The following is a 21,770-nucleotide window of genomic DNA, read 5'->3' on the forward strand; positions in this document are numbered from 1 at the left end:
TGGGAGGAACAAATTTGGTATACCTAATCATTTGTCTATGCCAAAATCTATCTTAGAAAGATAACAGATTAAACATCTAAGGAATAAACACTATAACGAGAAAAAACTACGTTATAGCCTCCAATAACAGTGAATTTAGCTGCACGTCGCCAAGAAAAACAAAATATGTAGCTTTTCTGTACTTGACTAGTGCTAGATTTAGGTTACTCTTAAGTCGGAACGCTTCATCTAAGAATCTACCCTGAAAGAAGCGTATAAAGATATAGTTAAATTTCGTAATTCTGTCCGAGATTTTTAATTTGCAAACTGAATAGTTTGATACGGCGCTCAAAACTCCGATCTACTACCCTAAACAAGGTAGTCAATTAAAGACTCAATATTATCTGTCTGGTAATTGTAGTGAATAGTTTACAATACCAGTGGATGAGAAAATCTAAAGAAAATATAAAAGAAACTCAAATGACTGTGGTGTCTGGAGGACAAAAGTGTTTCTGAGACTAGCACATCAACATCGACAATTCGTCCAAGACTTGGTAATGAACCTGCAAGCCTTGGCGGTCGTATTAGAGCGGCGCGGGTATCCTGCTTCTTGTTATACCTGTGGCGACCAAATGAATAGTGCATCATTTATGGTTAGCTTGGGTGATAACCACCTGATTCGGTTTTTGGTATCCGATTACGGGATTACTTGGACGGAAATGCGGGATGACCGCGAATTAATGAAGCTAGAAGGTGCAGAGGCAATTAGCCAACTGGACGAACTGGCCGATCTTGTCAAGCAATCTATGCAAACCGATACAGGCTCTAAAATTCTTGCCAAGAAGTATTAAGGTTCCAAAGGTCGATCGCAAATTAGAAATCGATTATCGGTAATTGGTAATGGTGGCTTAGTTAGCGATCGCTCTTATCCTGTTCTCCATTGCCATTAAGTGATTGGCTCGTGGCTGGCCCATCGCGTATTTTTTTGTATCTACCAAAACCTCACGAACCGAATTTTGAGCCTTTAGCTGAAAGTTAAAACGCACTGCTAATCACAATCAACATAATTAGTAATTACTAATTCATAATTCATAATCAAAAATAGGTTTAAAAACACTGCAACTATCAAGCAAGCAACCCCGTTTTGTTTGAAGTCCAAATCTCCTTACATAAAGAAATTATAAATTATGAATTATGAATTATGAATTTTTAATGAATTTTCTAGCTGACACATCAGCCACAAGCTTGAAAAAGGCATCCTTTGACAGCAGGTGGGAAACGATCGACACCTAAAGTCCATTGCCAATCAAAATAAAGGATGCCCAATAGTACGGATGACTAAAATCATTAACCGCCGCCACGGGTAAATTGTGACTTCTTACCTTCCAGTCTCCGGTGATTAATGAGACTTGGGCTTGCCGTAAAGCTTCAGTTTTAGTCAACTTATCGGTGGAAAGTATACTATAAAAAGCGCTCATGAGTGCCTGTGTACCACCATCATCCACAGACCACAGCGAGGCGATCGCAGCTCTTGCGCCAGTTTGTTGCATCTGATAGCCAAAGCCCAAAATTTCCTCACCATTACCTAACTTACCTCCCAAGCCGGTTTCACAGGCGCTCAACACTACCAAATCTACATGGGGGAGTGACCAAGTAGCGACATTTCTAAAGTTAACGCGATCGCCATTCCCGAATAAAATAAACGAATCTTCTGGCTTCCCCACCACAAAAGCTGCATGAGTCGCTAAATGGATAATTGTATAATCATCCATTTGGGGTACAGCTACTTTGGGGCTAAAGGCATCGTCTAAAAGCTTCGTAGTTTCAGGAACCGTAGCGGCTAAGTTTTCCACTTCCTGCGTTGCAAAGGGCAAACCAGCGAAAGCAACCTGTCGATTTCCAACTTTAATTTGATAATTACCTTTAGTAAAAGCACCAGCTAAAACCCGCAAGTTAGATTGTTGTGGGGTATTTAAGTTAGTCAGACTGGCAGATGTAATGTGATTGACACCCAAACGCTCCACTAGCCATTGTTTGCCATCATATAAAGCACTTAAAGGAATGTAGCGTAACTGGTCATCTGGAGCGTAAATCAGAGTTTGTGTACCTGAGAGCTTCAGGTCTTTTTCTATGGGTTTAATTAGCCAGTCATACAATTGGCGTGCAGGTGCTTTGATATTTCGACTAGGATTTATTAAAGCTTGGCGAAAAGCACCAATTGTTTGATGGAGGTTTTCGCGCTTTACAGCAACGGTGCGATGAATTGGTGGAGATTCAGGAGTTACTAATACCAATTCCAAGCTATCTTTTAAAATCAGTGGGTAGAGAAGTGCAGATTTTTGAGGCAATCGCGCCAAATTATCCCGAAGTTCGTTGAGATTCTCCAAATCCAAATTTTGCCGCCTAGCTGTAAGGCTAATTTGCTCTACCTGTGCTTTCATTGAAGGACTATTGATAAATTCGTTAAATTTATCCAAAAGTTGCTGTTGATTTAAGACTAATTGCTCGATGCGTTGTTTCTGTTCGAGCGATCGCTCCTTGGGAGAAATTTTCCGTAGTGTTGTTAGTTCTTTGCCCAACACAACAGCATTATCCAGAGTTTGATCCAACTTTTGTTTAATTGGTTTTTCTGTTGCTGCTATATTAATACCTTTGACAGTACGTTGATTACCTGGCACATTCTGGAGATATTCTTCTAACTCTTCAACTTTGAGTAAATCTATTGTCCTTTGTGCTTCCGCAACACGTTCTTGTTTGAGTAATCGTTCACCCAAAATACGATATGTTTGGCTAACAGTTATGCTGTAAGCATCTGGTTGTGACGCACTAAGTGCTGATGGATTTAAGCGAGCTTTCTCACGATTAATTAAGCAATGCTTGTAGAAAAAAATTGCTAGCTCTGGTTGATTTTGGATATCAAATAAGTAACCTATGTTACTGTAGGTTTTGCCAAGCCGAACTAGATCCCCAAGTTCTCTATTAATTAATAGGGCTTGCTGATAAGATTGAAGTGCTTCAGGATACTTTCTCTCACTTTGGTAGATTCTGCCGATGTTATTGAATGTTACTGCTTCCCAAGAGCGCTCTCCATGTTCTCTAGTGATAGCTAATGCTTGCTGTAATCTCTGCAACGCTTCTTTCCATTGACCTTGCCGAGATTCTTTGATAGCTTCTTCATTGAGCCTTTCAATTTCTGAAAGCTGATTATTCTTGGATAAAGCTTGAGCTTTTTTTGTAGAGTTGTATCTCAAGCTTGCATTTGTGCTTACCTGGTTATTGTCTGGGTAGGCCATCCCAAAACCGAGTAAACTAAATAGAGTTAAAGTAATAACACTAACATACCGGAGATTAGGCTGCATAACAAAATACTCCTCATACTCGGAAGTATAAATATTAAATCAAGAAGTCTTGCAACGCAATTAATTTTTACCCTATTAAATATTTGGAAAATTTATAGGTGCTTAAAAAAGTGAAAATGTCACAAGAAAAACCTAGCCAACCAGAATTACCACCTACTAGCGCCCTTGACAATCCATCAAGTCATGAATTTGGGAATTGGTTTGAATATCCTCTAAGAGTCCAACCCCACCACACTGACTATTCTGGTGTTGTTTGGCACGGTTCCTATATATCTTGGATGGAAGAAGCGCGGATTGAATGCTTGCGATCTATAGGGATTGAATTTGCTGATTTAGTCGCTATAGGTTGCGATTTACCAGTTGTAGAAATGTCATTGCGCTATCACCGTTCGATTCAATTGGGTATGACAGTGGTCGTAAAAACCCGCATGGCTGAGGTAACTGGTGTCCGAATTAATTGGGATTATGCCATAGTCTCAATTGATGGACAACAATTGTATGTCACTGCCAAGGTGACTTTAGTAGCTTTAGATCGCGAAAGAGGCAAGATTATGCGTCAGCTGCCGCCAAGTTTTAAGGATGCATTAGCTAAGATTTCAGCATTAAATAATGATTGACCAACAAAGGTTATAACTAGCTAGGCGTAAGTAAATTAAAGTTTATGGTAAGAATTTAAGTCCTTACTACAAACCTTGCTCAAAGCGACGAATTGCTTGCTACAAACTTTATATAGGAATCATATTTGATTTTTGAAAAAATATAAGTATCTGTAGGGTGTGTTAGACGGAACGTCGTAACGCGCCATAAGCTTGGGGTGGTGCCGTACTCTCCTTGCTAACGCACCCTACGCATATTTCAAAAATCAAATACTAGTCCTATATTTGTGTTAAATTCAATTAACTTTACTTTTTTACTCAGCACTATTTCCGGGAAGTTTTAATTTTTTTAATTGCCGCTTTGGATGTTTGATAGAGTTTGAGTAAACTGCATTATGTGATGCCAAATATCTTGTGGAGTGATGCCAAAACTAATATTTAATAAAATAACAATTGCGGCAATAGTGAAGGCACTCTTCAGGGTTGCTTTCAACAACTTCCATAATATTACGAAGACAATCCAAGCTACAATCAACGTAGCAATCATAATATATAAATTCCTTAACAATAGCCCTTACCAGAGAAGATGTTTATTCAGTAAGGGGAAATTTTATCTGAAGTAAAAATTATTAGTGCTAAAGCTATTAGACTTAATTTGGAATAGATACTAAAGCCAAGATTTTTGTCTAACTGTGCCAATTTTATATTATCTAAAAATGAGACAACAATTCAGGTGAGGGCAACTTATTTGGCAATTTGGCAGAATTTATGAAAGATGTTTTACTGATGCTTTTGTATCAATAATTACAATATAAACCAATTATATTTTTGGAAGGATATATTTAGAAGTTCGGAAGCAGAAGAAACCTGGTGCAGTTGTATAGGTTAATTAGCGCAAGTGAATTTAACTGTTAGCCTTCAAGCTAATGCTGAAGGCTAAACAAGAATTGGTCAATAGCCAGAAAATCTGCCTTTTGGGTATATGAGTTGAGGTTTTATCGCAGAGAAATTATCCGCGATTGAGTTTCTAACTTTTCAGTCGCTGTTAAAACTTCTTGTCTTGCCCATTTATCTGCTGCCAAAATGTCATCTAAAGAAGGATTTATCCGGTTATCATTTTGATGGCGATCGCACACCATTTCTATACACCGGGGAATATCTAAAAAGCGAATTTTTTCATCTAAAAATAAAGCCACAGCTTGCTCATTTGCAGCGTTTAACACGGCTGGCATCGAACCACCAGCTTTACCCACAGCATAAGCCAACTGCATACAAGGATACTTTTGGTGATCTGGTTCCCGGAAGGTTAAATTTCCAGCTTTGACTAAATCTAGTCGTTCCCAGTTGGTGTAGATGCGATCGGGCCAAGATAGAGCATACAGTAAAGGTAAGCGCATATCCGGCCAGCCAAGTTGAGCTAAAACAGAAGTATCTTGCAGTTCAATTAGCGAGTGAATAATGCTTTGGGGATGAATGACAATTTCGATATTGTCATAATCCAACCCAAACAGGAAGTGAGCCTCAATTACTTCCAGTCCTTTATTCATCAAAGTAGCAGAGTCTACTGTGATTTTCCGCCCCATCGACCAATTAGGATGCTTGAGAGCGTCTGCAACTGTTACATCTGCTAACTTTTCTACATCCCAGTCCCGGAAAGCCCCACCAGATGCAGTGAGTATAATTTTCCGCAATCCTGCCTTTGGCACACCTTGGAGACATTGAAAGATTGCGGAATGTTCGGAATCGGCTGGGAGTAATTTTACACCGTGTTTTTCGACTAGGGGTAGAACCACAGGGGCCCCAGCAATCAAAGTTTCTTTGTTCGCTAAGGCAATATCTTTACCAGCTTCAATAGCAGCGATCGTGGGTAGCAAACCAGCACAACCAACGATCCCAGTGACAACAGTTTGAGCATCGCCATAGCGAGCAACTTCTATCACTCCGGCATCACCTGCCAGTAGAATCGGTTGGGGATCGAGGTCAATGATAGCTTCTTTGAGCGCTGGTAATTTATCTTCTGAGCAAATTGCTGCTATTTTCGGTCGAAACTGCCGAATTTGAGCAGCCAACATCTCTACATTGTTCCCAGCTGCCAATCCCACAATCCGAAACTGATCTGGGTACTGAGTGACAATATCTAAAGTCTGAGTACCGATAGAACCAGTGGAACCAAGAAGAGTAATCGCTTTCACAATTGCTTAAGGATTTACAGACAACTCCCACTATAAATTGCTGGGGACTCTTTCATAACAGCAATCACTATAATCGATACACTGACGCGGACGAGTAGAGACATGGAGAGAGAGATATGCAGGGATACAAAGGGAAAATTACCCATGTTTTCCTTGCTGCGCTAGACCAAATCCATTAATTTTAACTCATAGACTGCTAGCCATAAAGTAATAAAGTTGCTTAATTTGCAGAAAACTAGACAAAAATTGTATTTATAAATACTATGTTTTTAGAGATAAACTCCGAGAGAATTGGCAAAAGTAACCAAATAAGAAATAATTTCAATTAATTGCTAATCTGTCCAGTTTATTAATTAAATTAATGGAGGATTTAATATGCAAAATATTACTCATAAATTGCTGTGTTACAGCCATAAGTAAAAGAATGCAGAAAGGAGTTTGTTAAAGCACTCAACCTTATGGTCAAAGTTCAGATAGTTATAAAAAAAGTTTTATGGAAAAATGATTTCCTGTTTCCAGCAGCCTTATGGCTTGCCAGTCGAATATTTATTTGGATAGCTATGTTGCTGGTTGCGCCAAAACTACCATCACCAGCAGAAGAATTTTTGCCTCATTTTGGCTGGGGAGTTTTTGATGCCTGGGATAGTATCCACTATCGAGCGATCGCTACTTCTGGATATGAATTTGTGAATGACGGTAAGCAACATAATCTTGCCTTCTTTCCCCTGTTTCCTTTAAGCATCTGGGTTTTGATGAAATTGGGCTTGCCGTTTGAATTAGCAGGAACGCTAGTCAACAACCTGGCATTTTTCGCAGCCCTTTACTGTTTGTACTTTTGGGTTAAGGAGCATTATGGGATCAATGCAGCACAGTGGACTACTGTTGTAGTTTCTTTATATCCATCTTCCATGTTTACGGGGGTGGTTTACACAGAGGGGCTGTATTTGTTTTTGAGTACGTCGGCTTTGCGGGCTTTCGATCAAAAGCAGTATGGCTGGACTGGGCTTTGGGGGGCGATGGCGACAGCAACACGTCCTACAGGGATGGCACTAATTCCAGCATTAGCGATCGCAGCCTGGAAAGAACGCCGACCACCCATTGCCTATATCGCTGGTTTCGTTACCGCCATTGGCATACTTCTATTCAGTTTTTATTGTGCGATTTATTTTGACAACCCTTTAGCTTTTATCGAAGCACAACGAGGATGGCGACCAACTCTAGGATTTGATTGGCAGGGTTGGTTAAATATGTTCATGCAAATTGCAGTTGGCACAAAAAACTGGCAATATGGTTGGGTTCAAAACTCCTCTGGCGAGATTCAAGACCCTTGGTATCTCTTGTTGTTGAGCGTGATTGTTGCCAGTGGCTATTCTTTATGGCGCTTCCGTCAACGTTTTAGTTCTGTAAAATTATTTTATGGCTTTTATGCTTTAGTCTTATTTTTGTTGCTCCTAGCAAGCGAACAGTGGATCAATAACTTGCTCAACTTGTTCATGGTCTTGGGTGGTGGCTATGTGTTATGGCGCTTACGCACGCAACTGACCGCAGTTACCGTTATGTATGGCTTTTGCGGTATTGGTTTGCTGCTAGCCTCTGGAGGTACTATTTCCTTGAGCCGTCTCGCATACGGTATTGTGCCTTTGAATATAGCCATTGGTGTGCTGCTATCTCGCCATCCGCGTCAGGGATATTTAATCTTGGGCGTTTTTGTGACATTGCTAGCCAAAATAGCTGTAGGATTTGCCCAAGAGCGTTGGGTTGGTTAGAGGTTTGATTCTTTATTGGTGAGAAGTTGAATTTAAATTTCCTAATGAATGTATCCAATCAAAAGAAGATAGCCCTGACTGCGTTATTTGTCGGTGTCGGTGCCATCTGTTTTGGCTCTATTTTCGTAAAATTGAGCGAAACTCAACTTAGCCCCAATGCCACTGTATTTAATCGCTTGTGGCTAGCTAGTGTGTTCTTCTTGCTCTGGAATGGATACAAGGCAATACGTCAGCGACTTTCCTTAGACAAACCTGTAGAAGAACAATGCTACACCAGCCAGAATTTATGGCTATTGGGAAGTGCTGGGATCTTTTGGGCTGGCACTTTAGTCTTTTTGGCTTGGTCGCTAACTGAAACTAGCGTTGCGATTTCTAGTGTGTTGCATAATCTCGCTCCTATATTTACTAGCTTCGGGGTGTGGCTGTTATATCGTAAGGGTTTTGAGAGCCAATTCCTGATTGGGATGGTCATCGCCCTTGGGGGAGCGATCGCTATAGAATTTGAGGAATTGCAAATCGCTACAGATGAAGTTCAAGGGGGTTTTGCTGCGATCGTTTCTGCGATTTTCTTGAGTGTATACCTGCTCTTGGTAGAAAAATTACGAACTAAATTTACTCCAACCACAATCCAGTTATGGATCTGTACGATTAGCGCCCTAGTCATCTTCCCCATACTTTTATTCACTCAAGATCCACTTTTCCCCTCTACAGTCAGTGGGTGGCTTTGGGTCATTTCTCTAGCGCTGATCTGCCAAGTTTTAGGTCATGGGCTTTTGACCTACAGCCTTGCCAAGTTTTCCTCCGTGGTTGTCTCCTTGGTGCATCTGTTAGAGCCTGTATTTAGCGGCATTTTCGCTCTGATCATATTTTCAGAAAAATTAACTTTCTCAAATTGGGCAGGTTTCGCTGTAGTTTTAATGGGTTTATACTTAGCCGTATCTAGCCAACCTGCCGTTAATTTCCCATTCCAAGAATCAGTCACAACTATAGTTAACACTTTCGTTAAAAGTATGACGAGCAAACTGTCATTACTAAAGCAACAGTTCTCCGAAACACCAGCTTTCTTAGGAACTGCATCGTTATTGTTTGCCCTAATTCCCATATCTTTAGCACCATCTCTGACCAAATTATGTCAACAAGAAATTGGTGCAAATGCTGTAGTATTTCATCGCAGTTGGATCGCCACAATCGTCTTTGCACTATGGAATGGACTTGAGGCTTTTCGCAGCCAACAGTCTGATAATGAACCTATAGAGAAGAAGCCTTTTACGAGTCAAGAAGTGTGGTTATTGTTGGCAATGGGAACCTCTGCTGGAACCTACCTTCTTTTATGGGCTTGGTCGCTGAGTCAAACTAGTGTTGCCAATGTTGCTTTACTATCTAATTTGAACTCTTTGTTTGTGGCTTTGGCTGGGTATCTGTTATTTGGTCGGCGCTTCGATAACAGATTCGTGATTGGACTGGTTATAGCCTTGGGGGGAGCGATCGCATTTGAACTCAATAAGGTACAATTTGCAACCGATCAAATACTGGGTGATGCATTGGCATTGCTAACTGCGGTTTTCATGGCCACGTGTATGCTGCTGATAGAAAGACTCCGAACCCGATTTAGCACCGCAACTATCATGCTCTGGCGCTGTGGACTAACAACAATGTTTCTCCTACCCCTCGTAGCATTCCTCGAAGATAGGCTGTTACCCTATTCCTGGATGGGTTGGTTTTTCATCATTTTCCAAGCCCTCTTCTGCCAAGTGTTGGGTCAGGGACTTTTAGCTTATAGCCTCAGCAGAATCTCTTCAAGCGTCGTCGCCGTTACGCTTCTCCTCGAACCAGTCCTAGCCTCGATTTTTGCTTGGTTCATTTTTTCAGAACAGGTAGGTTTGTTTGACTGGGCGACTTTCGCCGTAGTTTTAGTGGGTATTTATCTAGCCCAATCTAGCCAATCCACTGTTCAAGTTACAAATGAAGGCTCGTAGTATTGGGCGAATATAATTAGCTACTATGCAAACAAAATCTGCCTACGCAGAAAGCACGAAAAATCAAGTTTTTAAACCAACCAACAGGGGTGGGTAAAGTCTCATGTCGCCGCAACTTATAATAGTCCAGTCGAGTAAAAAAATAGACTTTACAAAAATCCTCTTAGATGTACTTGCTTCTATTCCTCTTGATTTAGTGGACACTGCCAAGACTGATACAATTTATAACGAAAACTTCCGATAAGACATTATTAAAATTAGTGAAACACCAGTTCAATAGATTGTTAAACTCTTTCCCATCCCTGGCTTCGGGATACTTGGCTATTGGCATTATATTAGCAGTGCTGATTAGATTAGTTTGTGTTCCAAATAAATCGGTAGATTATAAGTTTTTTTTAGCACCCTGGTATGATTTCATAGCATCTCATGGTGGCTTTAGCGCTCTCAAATATAGTTTTGCCGATTACACACCCTCCTACCTATACTGGATTTTAATTTCTGCCACCCTGCTATCTGGGTTGCCGAAAATCTTCACAATCAAGCTTTTTGCGATGACTGTTGATTTTCTTTGTGCCTTTTTAACTTACAAAATTGTCAGACTAAAATACCCAGAGGGCAGGAAACCTATATTTGCCTTTTTGGTAGTTATACTGAGTCCGACTGTTATATATAATAGTGCCCTCTGGGGTCAATGTGATGTTATCTATACAACGGGTTTGATTGCCTGTATTTACTTCTTATCTATTCAAAAAGAAATTCCAGCCTTACTTAGTTTTGGTGTAGCACTTTCTTTTAAATTGCAAGCTATGTTTTTAGCACCTTTGTTATTGATTCTCTTGCTCAAAAAAAGAATACACTGGTATTATTTACCATTAATTCCAGCAGTATATGTAGTTACAGTTTTACCATCTTGGTTGATGGGAAGACCGATATTAGAATTGCTTTTGGTATACTTTAACCAAGCTAATAAGTACAAGGAATTGGCTAAAGGCGCACCTAATCTTTATCAATGGATTCCTAACAATTTTTATAATATTGTTGTCCCTATAGCTTTAACATTAACTATATGTGCAATATTTTTATTGGTATATATTGTTTATAAAAGTAGATTAAAAATCACTCAAGACAGACTGATATACTTAGCGACCATATCAGTTTTGTTTATGCCATATATCCTGCCTAAAATGCACGAAAGATATTTTTATCCTGCTGATATTCTTTCGATTATCTTTGCCTTTTACTTTCCCCGACATTTTTGGGTAGCTATAGTTGTGCAAATGGCATCATTTTTTGGCTATTTAGGAACTCCCATATTTATCCAGTTATTTTCAATCCCTTTAGGTTTTGCACTCTGGTTTGTTGTGCGAAAGTGTGATGTAATTTATCCGAAATTACAAGCTGAATTTTCCTCGAATATTGATAGAAAATTGTAGTAAAGGCAACTAGGATTTAAGTAATAGGACGACTGCCAAAAATGAATAATATCAGAGCAATTATCGGCATTAGTACCTTAATTTTATTTATCTCCAGTAGCTTACGACATGAGTTATTTAATTCATCTGGAGATTTAGCATTTTTTGACCAAGGAATTTACTTAATTAGTCAGGGAAAACCGCCAGTTTCTTCTGTACTTGGTTTTCATGTTTTAGCCGATCATGCTGCTTGGATTTTATATCCTTTGGCTTTACTGTACAAAATTTATCCTAGTGTTTATTGGCTATTTGCAGTCCAGTCTGTTGCTTTAGCTTTAGGTGTTTTACCTACATATTTTCTGGCGCTACAAGCAGGTTTAAAAGAAAATTTAGCAGTTGCAATGGTAGCTGTATATCTAATGTATCCGGTGATTTACAATAGCAATTTATGCGATTTTCATCCAGATACCATCGCTGTCCCTGCACTTTTGATGGCAGTTTTCGCTGCTAGATCGAGAAAAATAGTTTGGTTTTGCGTCAGTATTCTTTTGATATTGGGTTGTAAAGCTGTATTGTCCCTGACTGTAGTGGCTATGGGGATTTGGTTACTCTTGTTTGAAAAGCGACGCTTATATGGTGCGATCGCCATGATTGGTGGGACAATGTGGTTTTTGATTGCTAACTGGATTATCATCCCTTTCTTTGGTAGCGAAGCAGCGTTACTTACCCGTCATCTTTATCGATATAGCTATTTAGGAAACTCATTTTCAGAAATGGTACAAATATTACTTTACCAACCGCAAATTATTTTTAAAAACATTTTTTCAACTATAAATTTAGAATATTTATGTTTCTTATTATTACCTATTGTTTGGGCTTTAAAACCACAATATCTTGTCCCTTTGATTAGTATAATTCCTTGTGTAGCACTAAATTTGCTTGCAGATCATCCCTCCCAAAAAAATCTAGTTTTGCATTATTCTTTACCAGCAATTTCATTTCTTATTTTAGTTGGAATTGCCAGCCTAGCAGCAGGGAAAGGATGGCTAAAACAAAGAAAAGTAATTTTTTTGTGGTCTTTAGTTTGGTTTTTTGCTTTAGGCAAAGTTGGGTTCTTTAGCTCAAAATATCTTCATCATCTGGACAATTGGTCAGCCACAAAAGAGGCGATCGCTCTAGTTAAAACTAAAGATAGCGTTCTGACTACAGATATAATTACTCCACATTTAACCCATAGAGATTTGATTAGTTTTAAATATAATCCTTCTCAAGACATTACTGAATTAAATAAGTTTCATTATGTCTTGCTCAATGTCCGCCATCCCGGTTGGGCTGCAAGTTCAGAATCTCTTTCAAACTTGGCAAATATTTTGAAAAATCAGTCAAAATATAAATTACAATATCAACAACATGATGTATATCTTTTTGAAAAAAATTAGCTAATATCATATTGATAAATCCAAATATATTTGACATTTTTTTTGCAAAAAAGTCTATCAGGTATTACTTAATTGATTGTGAAATCAGAGTAAAATTATCAGCAATGCCTAAAATGTGATATTCAGATAAATTTGTCTGTTGTAAAGTCGGATTATCTAATAATAAATAAGATTTATTATCAAATTGTTCTTTTAAGACAGCAACAGAAGCAGAAATTACTTTGCAATCACTATAGAAATCTAAACTAGGACGATTATAAGCAAATGAGCTATAGATTGTTGTTCCTGGTAATACCTGTTGGCGAATTAATGCTGCAACTGGTTTGACTGGAAAAGCTTCTTTTAATTCCCAAATCCAAGATTGAGAACTTACCAGCAGGATTAAAACTAAATACATTCCTGTAAATAGCACTGGAATAAATTTTCGATCGCGCTGTTTAACTAGCCATGCTGCAATTCCCATACTTATTGCCAAAACAATACTCATAACTATTAAAATCGGCTGTTTCTTCATAAAAAAGTAAACACAGCCTCCTAAACCAGCAATAGAAATAATCGCTAAAAATATTGTCAAACTTCGCATTTTAAAATGACGATTCTGCCAAACCTCGTTCAAATTAGCACCAATTGCCAAGGCTAAAAATGGATATACAGGCATGACATACCACGGAAGTTTAGTTCTCATAAAAGAAATAGTTCCTAAGTAAACAACTATGCCTAACAGAACTAGAGAACCCCAAGTATTATGACGTTTTTTCCATGCTAGATAAAGCCCTCCAGGTAAAAATAGCAGCCAGGGAAAACCATATTTGAGTAATTCTAATAAATAGTACCAAGGAGGCCCGCTATTACCTTCAACAGTTTGTGTAAGGCGGTCAAAGGCTTGTGCTTGAAAATGCACTTCTAAGAAAGTATTCCCATAATGTTGCCATTGGGCAGTATACCAAGCGATCGCAGGAGCATTTCCTAATAAAATTCCCACCCAGAGATAGGGACTTTTCAACAAAGCCAATTGTCGATCTGCAAGCAGAAATAAACAAGCGATCGCCCCCAATAGCAAAACTATCATTCCCTTAGTCAAAATAATTAACCCCAGACAAAATCCCACACCTAGAGCATATTTTCGGTTTTGACGTGCCTTTAAAAGACAAAACAACAACAGCAAGAAAAAAGAAATAGTCATGCCATCTAACATTGCTAGTCGTCCATGACGCACCACAGGCAACATTGTCAAGTAAACTAAAGCAGCAAATAAAGCTGGTAAACTTTGCTTAAAAGCTAAACGCCCTACCAAGTAAAGCAAAGGCACTCCCAAGGCAGTTAAAACTGCACCAGGTAAGCGTGTGGTAAACTCTTGCACTCCTCCTAGTTGGTAGCACCAAGCAATTAACCATTGCATCAAAGGCGGTTTTAATAAAAATGGTTCTCCCTGAATAGTGGGATAAAGCCAGTTACCAGTCCGGTAAATTTCTCTGGCGACTAGAGCATAAGTACCTTCATCCCAGTCTCGTAAAGGGGAGTTTCCTAAAAATATTAGCCATAGAATTAGAGATATTACCAGTAAAGTAAATAACCATTCTTTTTCTCGGAATAGACGCATATTTAAAATCGGGATAATCATCTCAAAGACTGTAATGCGGTATTGTACCCCAGATTTCGTTACGAGAGTTTGGTTAGTTTTTTAAAAGAGCGTATAACTGTGTAGCAGGTTGACAAAGCGCTACAAGGGTATCATCCTAGAATGTTTAGAAGGTAAACCAGATGAGTAACCATATTAAGAGCCTATGGTAACAGCACAACCTATCACTATTGATTTGTTTGCTGGGGCTGGCGGCTTTGGTCTAGGTTTCGAGATGGCAGGTTTTTCTGTTCCTTTATCCGTTGAGATTGATACCTGGGCTTGTGATACACTGCGCCATAACCGCCCTAATATGACAGTTATTCAACAGGATATCCGTGATTTAAATACTGCAAGTGGCGTTAAGGATATCTGTTTCTTCAAACCGGATATTGTTATTGGTGGGCCTCCATGTCAAGGCTTTAGTATTGCCGGGCCAGCACAAAAAGATCCTAAAGATCCTAGAAATAGTCTATTCATTAACTTTGCTGAGTGGATATGTTTTCTCGAACCTCAAGCTTTTGTAATGGAAAATGTTAAAGGGTTACTTTCGCGCAAAAATATTGAAGGAAAAAAAGTAACAGATATTATTAAAGAAACTTTTGAAAACCTCGGATATTTTGTAGAGATATGGTCATTAAATGCTGCTGAATATGGTGTACCGCAAATTAGGGAGCGGATTTTTATTGTGGGAAATAAAACAGGAAAAGAATTAGGTATTCCTCCAAAAACGCACTCTTTAGATTTATTGCATATCAATAACTCTCAATTATCAATATTTGCCTGCATGGGTTTACTTCCTACCATGAGCTTGTGGGATGCTATATCAGATTTACCACCGCTGAATGCACGTGAGGGTGAAGAAGAACAACCTTATATTTCAGAACCTCTCAATAACTATCAAAGCTTGATCAGGAATGGCAGTAGAACACTTTATAATCATGTTGCAATGGATCATTCCCAGAGGCTTGTAGAACGCTTCAAACATATTAAATGGGGTGAATCAAGTTCAGATGCACCAAAAGAACATGGGGCGAGACGACGTAGTGGAAATGGTGAGTTATCTGAGATAAGTTATGACCAGAATAACCGACGTTTAAATCCATATAAACCATCACATACAATAGCCGCTTCGTTTTACGCCAATTTTCTTCATCCTTTCCAGCATCGCAATTTGACAGCCCGTGAAGGGGCGCGTGTTCAATCTTTTCCTGACACTTATCGGTTTCTAGGGAAGAAGACTGTTGTATCTCACAAATTATTACATCGAGAAGAGAGATTCGACGAGAAGTTTCTTTGCCAGTACAATCAGGTAGGTAATGCTGTACCACCTATTCTTGCTAAAGCGATCGCACTTCATCTTCAAGAGAAATTAGAGCTATGCCCAAAAGCGATAGGAACCCTTTAGTTCACGGCTCTAATCTTGAACAAAAGGAGAATCACCGCACAAAATACAGAGATGTTGAGAGTAAAAAATATCTCAGTGAAATTAGATACGAGTATGATAATTGGCGTTCTGCTAATCTGGAATTAGTTGGGCCGATATCAATACCTACTGCTCAAGATGACACAATTATTGCTACTAGGGTAGAACTTCTATCAAAATATAAAGACTTTTTAGACCAGCAGCACTATGCTGAGAAGTTTGATTCTAGATCAAACCTTCACTCTAGCGTGCTGGAGGAATTTCTCTATTATCTGTTTAAAGATTTAGTAAGAGACTTTGGAGAAAATGCTCTTATCGGCAAATCACATACGTTCAAAGATATTTTCTTTGTGCCGCCAAAATACTCTGAGATGCTTAAGCGTCCGTATGCACGGATTGAAAAGAAAGTTCATGACTTTGTAATTGGAGCCACTATTCAAGTATCATTTCAAGCAGCAATCCCACCGGAGAAAGATGAAAATCCTGGTGAAATACTCCCACTTCTTAAAGAGGAACCGGAAAACTACTCTGAAGTTACAGTTACAGGAAATACTGAAACACACATTTTCGATATTCCAGTTGTTGCAATTGAATGTAAGACATATCTGGATAAAACTATGCTCGAAGGTTCATCACGAGCAGCAGAGGATTTAAAGGCAAGAAATCCAAATAGTTTATATGTTGTACTTATGGAGTGGATCAAGTTGACCAGTGATGTCAATCTTCGGAAGTACAAAGTTGACCAAATTTACGTATTACGTCAGCAGAAAAACACTGACCGAGAATTTAGGTATGAAGAAAAATATGTTAAAAATTCAATTAATCCAGTTGTAGTTCAACATCTATTCCATAAAGTGCGGAAGCATCTGAAAATGGACTGGACTGGCGGAATTGAACATGGAATAGAGCGTGGGTGGCTAATCGACGAGTAGCTACTGACCTTAGTCGGCGCTTATGATTGAAAGCTAAAAAAGCTCGTTTAAATGAAGAACTGAAACTTACTTTTAACATCACTCTTTTATCATTTGTCTCAGTTCATCCCCAGAAATCACCGATAATCGCGCTCCATCTCACCACTGAAGGAAACAGCGACTTTATAACCAATGCGAATACCAAAAAGTCGAGCAAATGGGTGTTTATTACGTAAATATCGTGCCGATTATAAGCCTGTTTTATCAACTGCGTATTCACCTGTCTCTATATCAACGATCGCTATTTTACCGATGTTTTCTTCTCGTTCCACTTGTTGACGAATGCTATTTTAATATAATTCTTTCGCACGTCGTCCAACTTCTTCGCGGCTTAAAAGTATGCTTTGCACGTCCTTGCTCCTTTGTTCATGTTGTATACTAATTCTCCTACCAAGCTATACAGCTAAATTTCCCAACTACGATAAGAATATAACGATCGCAAACCCAGATATTTTCACGCAAAAAACGGTAGAGCAATAAATACTCTACCGTTTTGTAATTTTCTATTTGAGATTTAATCCCAAGCTCTAAATTATACTCAACGCCTTGGAATTAAAATTACCGATGCTATTTTTGATATCGGTTTACCAAGGATTTGCCAAAATTTGCAGTAGTTAATAGGATTCTCACAGATGACTTTTTAATTTAAACCGCATTATGAAGCGCCATAGCTCACCAATCCAAAGCACTGTCGATGTTGCAACAATTACACTTATCCAGTCTACCAAAGACAAAGGTACTGTTCTAAAAACGCTACCACCAAACTGAATAATCAATATCTGTCCTACACAAATGGTAATAGCGATCGCTACAAATCCTTTATTCTTAGACAAACCTTTGAAGGCAGACTGCTTTAACCCCAAGCATCGAGCATTGAACAAATTCCAGAACTGTAACATTACGAACACGCCGAAGAACACGGAAAGCTCATAAGGAGTGATTTCTCCATCTCGACGGATATAGCGTAAGAAACCAACCAGAAAAAGCAAAAATGCTAACCCAACAGTAAAAATATTCTGTGCCATTGCTTTGGTGACAATAAAAGCTTCTGGGTTACGAGGAGAGTGCTGCATCACGCTCAAATGAGGGGGTTCCGTCGCCAAAGCCAAAGCAGCAAAGGTATCCATAATTAAGTTCACCCAGAGCATTTGGGTGACAGTTAGAGGTAGCGCTACACCGATAAATGGCCCGACTAAAGCAATTCCTAACGCCACAACGTTGATTGTTAACTGAAACAGAATAAATCTTTGGATATTTTGGTAAAGCGATCGCCCCCAAACAACTGCATTTACAATACTGCGAAAAGAATCGTCAAGCAAAATGATATCACTGGCTTCTTTAGCGATCGCTGTACCACTTCCCATAGCCAAACCTACCTGAGCTTGCTTGAGAGCAGCTGCATCGTTTGTACCATCTCCGGTGACACCTACCACCTCACCATTTTCCTGTAATAGTTTCACCAGCCGCAGCTTATCAAGTGGTCGCGCTCTGGAAAGTACCTTTAATTGCAGCACTGCCTGACTTGCTTCTTCGTCACTCAGTTGGTCAAATTGTTGACCAGTCAAATGTAAATAACCGCTATTCAAGTCATCTTCTTCTTGCCAAAGTCCAATTTGACGAGCAATTTCCTTAGCCGTCTCCGAGTTATCACCTGTTACAACTTTGACTTGTATTCCTGCATCTAAGCAGGCTTGGATAGCATCAGGTACTTCTGGACGCAAGGGGTCTAAAATTGCCACAAACCCCAGCCAAGTCATGTCGTGAGCAATTTCGTCCAAGTTCGTCTCACTCAAATGCTGTGAGACTTCATGGTAAGCAAACCCTAATGCCCGCATTCCTCCTCTTTGATATTCTTTAATTGCAGATGCGATCGCGGCTTTATTCTTGAGTGATTCTAGCCCTTGCTGTGTAAGAATTTGCGAACAACGCTCCAAAATTACCTCTGGCGCTCCTTTCACATAAAGCACATCCTCCCCAGTTACAGAGGAAATGCCAATTGTGCCCATGTATTTTTTCTGACCACAAAAAGGCATTCGGGATTTTATTTGAAAATTACCCCGGTAAGATATGTAATCACTATCCTGGCTATCTAGCCATAAAAGTAAAGCTCCTTCTGTGGCATTGCCAATAGGACGAGGAGCCTGCAAAGGTTTTTTCTCTAAATCAGCAGTACTATTAACTGCGATAGCCTCTGCAATTAACCCTTTCACATCTTTAAGTGCTGGCAACTGTTGAGAATTTAAACTAGGAAAATTGACTTCATACACCCGCATTTGATTTTGGGTAAGAGTGCCAGTTTTATCAGAGCAAATTACTGTAGCTGAACCAATAGTTTCACAAGCGTGCATCCGACGCACCAAATTATTGGAAGCCGCCATCTTTTTCATACTGTAGGCAAGGCTGAGAGTAACACTCATCGCCAAACCTTCTGGCACAGCTACCACAATAATTGTCACAGCTACCATAAAGTAGTGCAGTAATGCTTTGGCAACACTACCAGGAACCCAGTTATTTATAGAGCCAGGAATTAGTCCTAGAGGATAGCCTAAAGCAAGTCCGATAGTGAAAAATACTAATCCTATACCAACTGTTTTTAGCCAACTAGGAAGACTATTATTTTCCAGCCATTTTGGTGCTATAAGTTTGCTACCAGCTAGCTCCAGACCATCATAAATTACAGGTAGCCATACTCGGCTAAGTATTATTAATACACTAATAATTGACAGTCCGACAACATACCACTGTTGAGAACTCAGGCTTAATTCTTTAGTGACAAAACCGCGCACCAGCAAAGATACGAAAGTGAAACCAGCAAATCCAAGACCAACTACACCAATGAGTTTACTAAGTTTTTCTAGTTGATGATTAAGCGGTGTGTCTTCTGTGTTTTCGATGCTAGCAATTGCTGTTGCCAATTTACCAATTTCTGTATTGTCACCAACAGCAGTAACTTCAAAATAACCCTGTCCTTGTTCAACAATCGTACTGCGATAAATTTTGTAAGCTGGGTAAGTTCCTTCTTCAATACGTTGATTTTCTGCGTCAGCCTGAGTCAGCTTTTTAACTGGTTCCGCTTCTCCCGTGATTTTTGACTGGTCAATTTCTAAAGATATTTCTTCTAAAATTTGTCCATCAGCAGGGATTTCTTCACCTTGTTCTACATATATAACATCACCAAAAACTAAATCTTTGCGCTTAACGGTGGTAAAGCTGCTATCCCGGATGACTTTGATAGAAACTTCATCATAAACTTGATTGAGAATGTCAAATTCTTTACTGGCTTTGTATTCGTTGAAAAAAGCGAGAGTTGTCGCTAATAAGATAGCAGCTACAATCCCTAAGCCTTCAGCATATTCACCCTCAAAAATCCCGACACTAATAGCGATCGCAGCCGCAATCATCAGAATCCGAATTACTGGATCTTCAAATTTTTCTAAGAACAATTTCCATAATGGCTCTCGTTCTGGGGGAGTAAGAACGTTAGCACCATATTTTTCGCGGTTAAGTTTTACCTGAGCAGATGTGAGTCCCTGAAATGGTAGAACGCGATCGCTGACTTTACGAGTAAGCATATTAAGTGGTTATATTTAAATAAATGGTTCAAAGCCTAAAACTCTTTTAGCTAATAAAAAGACTGCCAAAGGAGAATATTGAATGTTTTTCAAAGTAAGTAATGACGAATTCCAACACTTGATAAAAGTTCAATACCAATTCATGCTATGAAGATTTATGTTTACGAATGGCATTATTCATCAAGATGATTTGTTCGGCATGAAATGAGGGAGGCATCAAACTGTGAATTCCATGATCGAGTCCATCGTGCATTACATCTGTTGGTAGTTGGGAATGGTCTAATCCCAAAGTGTGACCAATTTCGTGGGTAATAGTATTAGCAATCAAGTTAGACAATTGGCTCAGATTCAGACTCACTCGGTAAGAAGCATGAAGTACTTGGTCTACACGAACAGCAGCACGGTCTGTAACTTTACTATGACGGAAACTGGCAATTCCTAGATAGTCAACTGGTTCTTGATCAACAAACACATAGACGTGGGTAAAGTTTTGGTTCCACTCTTTTTCATCAGGTGGTTCTGAGGTCAAAAACACATTGACACTCCTAAAAGCACTGAAAACTTTAGCAAGCGCATCTGCCATAACTTCTAGTATGGTGCTATTATCTTCAGTGCCGATAATCATGTTTGAAATATTGACCCAGACACAATGGCGAACTTCGCTGTTTTTTGAAACAATTAACCATCCACAATATGGACACACTCGCCAATTAGTTTGGATATGAGAACGGCAACCTTGACAGCGAGGTTTTGAAGGTCTATCAAGATTAATCCGTTCCCAAATTGGAACTTGCAGCTTACGATTTGTCTTAGTTAAATTCAGGCGATCGTAGAGCGACATTTTACTTAGAGCCAGCTACCCAGCTAAAGCCAAAACGATAGTAATCGTCTGCCTCTTTATGTCCACTAAAGTATTTCTCTTCCTTTAAAATCGTAACTTCAGAGCCAATGTTACTTACCATAGCAGCAGCACAGAAAGGTCGATTTGTATCTGGGTTATTAAGTTCCAGATAAATTTCGTCGCCATTACTGATTTTGAAAAGCATCCGACCACCCACAGACTTAAAATCGGGTGTTCCCTGATAAATTAGGGCAAAAAACATCACTCGTTTAATTGTGTCCGGTCTGTAAATGAACATATTTTCACCGTCTGAGGCTGCTCCAGTACGGTCATCTTTATCAAGAAAGATGTAAGGAGAAGAATTTTTGGCTCCAAAATTTCCTCCTAGAGGCTGGATAACCCCTTTTTCACCATTTACAGTTTCATACATACAACCTAAGTCAAGGTCAGGAGCATTGTTACCTCCAAGCAACTTGGAAAAGAATCCAGCGTTTTGATTGGACTGCTGATTCCAATTCAGGTTGATATGAACCGTCAGTTGCTTAGAGTTACCTGCTTTACTCAGGTCTATTTTGTGGGAATCGCCACTCTTTTGAAGTGTAATAGCCATAATTACAAGTTTG

The 21,770-nt window shown here is 39.3% G+C and carries 15 protein-coding genes and 1 pseudogene; 8 read left to right on the forward strand and 8 right to left on the reverse strand.

Going from position 1 to position 21,770, the window contains the following annotated elements; translation table 11 throughout:
* Positions 1-485 precede the first annotated feature (485 nt).
* Complete coding sequence (locus CDG79_RS18595) at positions 486-830, forward strand: DUF1815 family protein (protein ID WP_094330768.1); 345 nt, start codon at positions 486-488, stop codon at positions 828-830.
* Between the two features lie 438 nt (positions 831-1,268).
* Here CDG79_RS18595 and CDG79_RS18600 read toward each other — a convergent pair whose 3' ends face one another.
* Positions 1,269-3,338 (reverse strand): CHAT domain-containing protein, encoded by a 2,070-nt coding sequence (locus CDG79_RS18600; protein ID WP_094343451.1) that lies wholly within the window; start codon positions 3,336-3,338, stop codon positions 1,269-1,271.
* Between the two features lie 116 nt (positions 3,339-3,454).
* Between CDG79_RS18600 and CDG79_RS18605 the strand changes: the two genes are divergently transcribed.
* Positions 3,455-3,955: an acyl-CoA thioesterase gene (locus CDG79_RS18605; RefSeq protein WP_094343452.1), complete on the forward strand. Its 501-nt coding sequence runs from the start codon at positions 3,455-3,457 to the stop codon at positions 3,953-3,955.
* Positions 3,956-4,283: 328 nt separating this feature from the next.
* On the opposite strand, the gene CDG79_RS18610 is transcribed toward CDG79_RS18605, so the two are convergent.
* Both CDG79_RS18610 and dxr read right to left on the reverse strand, forming a co-directional pair.
* Positions 4,284-4,481 carry a hypothetical protein gene (locus CDG79_RS18610; protein WP_094343453.1) on the reverse strand — a complete coding sequence of 66 codons (198 nt, stop codon included), beginning with the start codon at positions 4,479-4,481 and terminating at the stop codon, positions 4,284-4,286.
* 448 nt (positions 4,482-4,929) lie between these two features.
* Positions 4,930-6,126, reverse strand: a complete 1,197-nt coding sequence (gene dxr, locus CDG79_RS18615) for a 1-deoxy-D-xylulose-5-phosphate reductoisomerase (RefSeq protein ID WP_094343454.1) — start codon at positions 6,124-6,126, stop codon at positions 4,930-4,932.
* Positions 6,127-6,584: 458 nt separating this feature from the next.
* Between dxr and CDG79_RS18620 the strand changes: the two genes are divergently transcribed.
* From CDG79_RS18620 to CDG79_RS18640, 4 genes are all read left to right on the forward strand, one after another.
* The gene (locus CDG79_RS18620; RefSeq protein WP_094343455.1) at positions 6,585-7,892 is read left to right on the forward strand and encodes a mannosyltransferase family protein; all 1,308 of its coding nucleotides are present in this window, start codon (positions 6,585-6,587) and stop codon (positions 7,890-7,892) included.
* A 44-nt stretch (positions 7,893-7,936) separates the two neighbouring features.
* Entirely contained in the window at positions 7,937-9,868 is a 1,932-nt protein-coding gene (locus CDG79_RS43805; protein WP_223278197.1) for a DMT family transporter, read from the forward strand.
* Positions 9,869-10,185: 317 nt separating this feature from the next.
* Positions 10,186-11,301: a hypothetical protein gene (locus CDG79_RS18635; RefSeq protein WP_223278198.1), complete on the forward strand. Its 1,116-nt coding sequence runs from the start codon at positions 10,186-10,188 to the stop codon at positions 11,299-11,301.
* A 41-nt stretch (positions 11,302-11,342) separates the two neighbouring features.
* A complete protein-coding gene (locus CDG79_RS18640; protein ID WP_094343457.1) occupies positions 11,343-12,719 on the forward strand; it encodes a DUF2079 domain-containing protein in 1,377 nt (458 codons plus the stop codon).
* A 64-nt stretch (positions 12,720-12,783) separates the two neighbouring features.
* Here the strand turns inward: CDG79_RS18640 and CDG79_RS18645 are convergent, their stop codons facing one another.
* A complete protein-coding gene (locus CDG79_RS18645) occupies positions 12,784-14,319 on the reverse strand; it encodes an ArnT family glycosyltransferase (protein WP_189525042.1) in 1,536 nt (511 codons plus the stop codon).
* A gap of 184 nt (positions 14,320-14,503) precedes the next feature.
* Between CDG79_RS18645 and CDG79_RS18650 the strand changes: the two genes are divergently transcribed.
* Positions 14,504-15,745, forward strand: coding sequence for a DNA cytosine methyltransferase (locus CDG79_RS18650; protein ID WP_094343459.1), 1,242 nt, complete (start codon positions 14,504-14,506; stop codon positions 15,743-15,745).
* Complete coding sequence (locus tag CDG79_RS18655; protein ID WP_094343460.1) at positions 15,718-16,695, forward strand: Bpu10I family restriction endonuclease; 978 nt, start codon at positions 15,718-15,720, stop codon at positions 16,693-16,695. Before CDG79_RS18650 ends, CDG79_RS18655 begins: the two co-directional genes overlap by 28 nt.
* Before the next feature lie 116 nt (positions 16,696-16,811).
* Here CDG79_RS18655 and CDG79_RS43810 read toward each other — a convergent pair.
* The 4 genes and pseudogenes from CDG79_RS43810 to CDG79_RS18675 all read right to left on the reverse strand — a co-directional run bounded on the left by CDG79_RS43810 (position 16,812) and on the right by CDG79_RS18675 (position 21,757).
* Positions 16,812-17,084 (reverse strand): annotated as a pseudogene (locus CDG79_RS43810) (hypothetical protein).
* 276 nt (positions 17,085-17,360) lie between these two features.
* A complete protein-coding gene (locus CDG79_RS18665; RefSeq protein WP_094343461.1) occupies positions 17,361-20,306 on the reverse strand; it encodes a calcium-translocating P-type ATPase, PMCA-type in 2,946 nt (981 codons plus the stop codon).
* 145 nt (positions 20,307-20,451) lie between these two features.
* A complete protein-coding gene (locus CDG79_RS18670; protein WP_094343462.1) occupies positions 20,452-21,147 on the reverse strand; it encodes a zinc ribbon domain-containing protein in 696 nt (231 codons plus the stop codon).
* Between the two features lies 1 nt (position 21,148).
* A complete protein-coding gene (locus CDG79_RS18675) occupies positions 21,149-21,757 on the reverse strand; it encodes a tellurium resistance protein TerA (protein ID WP_094343463.1) in 609 nt (202 codons plus the stop codon).
* Between the last annotated feature and the right edge of the window lie 13 nt (positions 21,758-21,770).

This window comes from Nostoc sp. 'Peltigera membranacea cyanobiont' 232, assembly GCF_002245985.1.
In the GTDB taxonomy this organism is placed as follows: Bacteria; Cyanobacteriota; Cyanobacteriia; order Cyanobacteriales; family Nostocaceae; genus Nostoc.